The organism is Corallococcus sp. CA054B (genome assembly GCF_003611625.1).
GTDB lineage: Bacteria > Myxococcota > Myxococcia > Myxococcales > Myxococcaceae > Corallococcus > Corallococcus coralloides.
Genome location: NZ_RAVY01000357.1, coordinates 1 through 3,604, shown reverse-complemented (window position 1 = coordinate 3,604; position 3,604 = coordinate 1). Strand labels below are relative to the sequence as shown.

The following is a 3,604-nucleotide window of genomic DNA, read 5'->3' as shown; positions in this document are numbered from 1 at the left end:
GGAAGGAGAGGGGACGGGCCGCGGATGGGGGCAGGTCGTCCATGACGACGCCCGGGGCCGGAGGGCGCTCCATCGCGGGGGCCGCGGCGCCGCCATTGCGCAGGAAGGACAGCGGGCGCGCGGCGGACGGAGGCAGGTCGTCCATCACCACCGGCGCGGGAGGCACGGCGGCGGGAGAAGGAACGGGGCCGCCCGCGCCACCGCCATTGCGAAGGAAGGAGAGGGGACGGGCCGCCGCGGGAGACAGGCCCTCCATCAGCGCGGCCGGCGGCGTCCGGGTGGCCACGGCGGACGCACCGGCAGGAGCCGGCTCACCGCGTGATGCAGAGGGCGCTGGAGCGCGCGTGTCCTCGAAGGGCCGGACGGTGGCCCCCGCATGCGTGGACGGGCCCTGCGCATCGAACGGACGTGGCGTTGCCCCTGCGTACGCGGACGGGCCCTGCGGGTCCGCCATGCGCGGCGGGGCCGCCGGCGACGCGGATGCGGACGGAGGCACTGGACGTGACGAGGACTCCGCGGGCGCGGACGGACTCTGCGCATCGAACGGACGCGGCATGGCGCCCGTCTGCGCGGACGCACCCGGACCTTCGACAGGGCGCGGAGCTGCCGCTACGGGCGCGCGGACTTCGGCCTGGACCTCAGACGCGAAAGTTCGCGGGACCGGAGCGACCTCCTGGCGCTCCGGTCGTGTTCTTCGCGCCTTCCGCGCCAAGGCCCGCTGACAGCCGCTCCACGCGGGCCAGCAGGTCGGGAATCGAACCGGCCGGGGACAGCTGGATGGCCTTGAGCAGCGCCATCTCCAGCGCCAGCCGGGGCTGCGCCGCTCGCGACACGTCCCAGATGCAGCCGTGCACGATGTCGAACAGCCGCGACAGCTGCGCCGTGTCCGCTTCCTTCGCCAGCGCCACGAGCGCCTTCTGCTCGGACTCCGCCAGCTCCGCGGGCGCCTCACCCAGCGACTTCGTCACGAAGAGGTGCCGCAGCTGCAGCGCCAGCTCCTCCGCCAGCCGCTTCAGGTCCAGGCCCCGGTTGAACACTTCATCCACGCGGCCCAGCACGCGCTTCGCGTCCTTGCGGACCAGCGCCTCCGCGAAGTCCTGCACCACCGTGCGGTCGATGGCGCCCATCGCCTCCGCGACGGCCTCGTCCGTGGGGTTGGGACCGCATGACGCCAGAATCTGATCCAACAGGCTCAGCGCGTCGCGCATGCCGCCTTCGGACTGACGCACCACCAGCGACAGCGACTGCTCGGAGATGCCCGCGCCTTCCGCCTGGCAGATCTCCTTCAGGCGCTGGAGCATCCGCGCCGCGGAGATGCGCCGGAAGTTGTGGCGCTGGCAGCGCGACAGGATGGTGTCCGGGAGCTTGTGTGCCTCCGTCGTCGCGAAGATGAACTTCACGTGACCGGGCGGCTCCTCCAGCGTCTTCAGCAGCGCGTTGAACGCCGCGCCAGAGAGCATGTGGACTTCGTCGATGATGTAGATCTTGTGGCGGTCGCGCTGCGGCAGGTACTTCGCGTTCTCGCGAATCTCGCGGACGTTCTCGACGCCGTTGTTGGACGCACCGTCGATCTCCGCCACGTCCACGCTGGTGCCGGTGGTGATTTCGGTGCACGCCCGGCAGGTGCCGCACGGGGTCGCCGTGGGGCCCTGCTCACAGTTGAGCGCCTTGGCGAGCAGGCGGGCGGCCGTCGTCTTGCCCACCCCTCGAGGACCGCAGAACAGGTACGCGTGCGCGACCCGGTCCATCTTGATGGCGTTCCCGATGGTCCGGACCACGTGCTCCTGGCCGGTCATGTCATCGAACTTCTGCGGGCGCCATTTGCGGGCGAGGACGAGGTAGCTCATGGGGACAACCATCTAAACACGGCGGGCAAAAGGATCCATGGAACGTCCATTCCGCCCGCCGTGAGACGCACTCCGTGTCAGCGTCCGAGCGCCTGTAGCACCACGTTGGCCGCGTTGTGGCCCGCCGCGCCGATGACACTTCCCGCCGGATGGCAGCCCGCGCTGCAGAAGTAGAGCCCCTGCACCGGCGTCTCATAGGGCAGCCGGTCGGTGAACCCGCGCTTGTTGTCCACATGATGGATGTGGCCGCGGGTGATGCCGAAGTGGGACTCAATCTTCGGCGGCGTGAGCGCGAAGTACTCCTGCACCAGGTCGCTGGTGCCGGGCGCGAAGCGGTCGCAGATGGACAGGAGGTGCTTCACGTAGCGCGCCTCCTCCTTCTCCCAGGTGGTGCCCTCCAGCTTCTCCGGCACCCACTCCACGAAGAGGGCGGAGTTGTGGTGGCCTTCCGCGTCCTTCAGGGACGGATCCACCGTGGTGTGCACGTACCACTCGATGGAGGGGAACTCCGCCAGCCGGCCCGCCTTCGCCTCCTTGTAGCCGTGCGCCAGCGCCCCCAGCACGTCATCCTCCTGGGGCAGCAGGTGGATGGTGGGCCCGAACTGGCCCCGGTCCTCCGGCAGGCAGGTGAAGGTGGGCAGGGACTTGAGGCACAGGTTCACCTTCAGCGTGGTGCCCGGCGCGGACAGCCCGTCCACCATGCTTCGGTACTCCTTGTTCATCGCCTCCGAGTCCACCAGCTTCAGCGTGCGGAAGGGATCCGCGTTGGAGACCACGACCTTCGCGGACAGCTCCTCGCCATTCTCCAGCACCACGCCCTTCACCACGCCGCTGTCCACGCGCACCGACGCCACCTTCGCGTTCGTGCGCAGCTGGGCGCCGTGCTTGCGCGCCAGCGCCGCGATGCGCTGGGTGACGGTGCCCATGCCGCCTTCGACAATCATCCACGTGCCGCCGCTGCCCGGCAGCCGGCAGAGGTTGTGCACCAGCAGGTTCATGCCCGTGCCCGGCGTGTCGTAGCCGCCGTCCAGGCCGGAGAACGCGTCGGTGACGGCGTACATCGCCTTCACGAAGTCGGACTTGTAGCCGAAGCGCTCCAGGTACTCGCGCGCCGTGCCGCGACACAGATGGATGAAGTGCTGGCGCAGGGCAGGGCGCACGTACCGCTCCGCCGTCTCCTCCAGCGGCCGGGGCGGCAGCAGCCATGCGGGCGCCAGGTCCTCGCGCAGCGCCGCCAGCTCCGTGTTCATGGCGACGTGGGCGTTCCAGTCCGCCTCGGAGAAGAACTCGCGGAACTGCCGCTCCAACTCCCGCTCATCCGAGCCGAAGAGCAGGTAGCGCTTGTCCATCGTGGGCAGGAAGTAGTGCGGGTCGCGGCGCTTGAGGGGCAGCTCCAACTGGAGCTCCTGGAGCAGCTCCGGCGGCATCAGCCCCAGGAGGTACGCGCCGGTGGAGACGCCCAGCTTCGGGGCCGTGCGGAACGGGTACTCCGTCTTGCACGCGCCGCCCACCTGGTCCTTCTCTTCCAGCACGGTGACCGACAGGCCCCGGCGCGCGAGCATCGCCGCCGCGACAAGTCCGTTGTGGCCCGCGCCCACCACGATGACGTCTGGCATGTCTTCCTCCTTGGGGAAAAGGCCGTTCCTACCCGAGCCCTGGCCTCCCCGACAAACACCGTGCGTCTTGCGCTGGACGTCAGGGCCGGAAAGAGTCGCGCCCGCCACGTGAACGCCCCCACCTCCGACGCGCCTCCGGCC

2 protein-coding genes and 1 pseudogene are annotated in these 3,604 nt (G+C 70.0%); all 3 read right to left on the bottom strand.

The window, feature by feature from the left end:
- Positions 1-286 (bottom strand): annotated as a pseudogene (locus D7V80_RS40485) (hypothetical protein); the annotation flags it as partial.
- 352 nt (positions 287-638) lie between these two features.
- Entirely contained in the window at positions 639-1,847 is a 1,209-nt protein-coding gene (gene dnaX / locus D7V80_RS40480) for a DNA polymerase III subunit gamma/tau (RefSeq protein ID WP_120593094.1), read from the bottom strand.
- A gap of 77 nt (positions 1,848-1,924) precedes the next feature.
- Positions 1,925-3,463, bottom strand: a complete 1,539-nt coding sequence (locus D7V80_RS40475) for an NAD(P)/FAD-dependent oxidoreductase (RefSeq protein WP_120593093.1) — start codon at positions 3,461-3,463, stop codon at positions 1,925-1,927.
- Positions 3,464-3,604 lie beyond the last annotated feature (141 nt).

Bases quoted from the DNA above. Each gene is read 5' to 3' on its own strand.
- D7V80_RS40475 (WP_120593093.1), bottom strand. From the start codon at position 3,463: ATGCCAGACGTCATCGTGGTGGGCGCGGGCCACAACGGACTTGTCGCG.
- dnaX (WP_120593094.1), bottom strand. From the start codon at position 1,847: ATGAGCTACCTCGTCCTCGCCCGCAAATGGCGCCCGCAGAAGTTCGAT.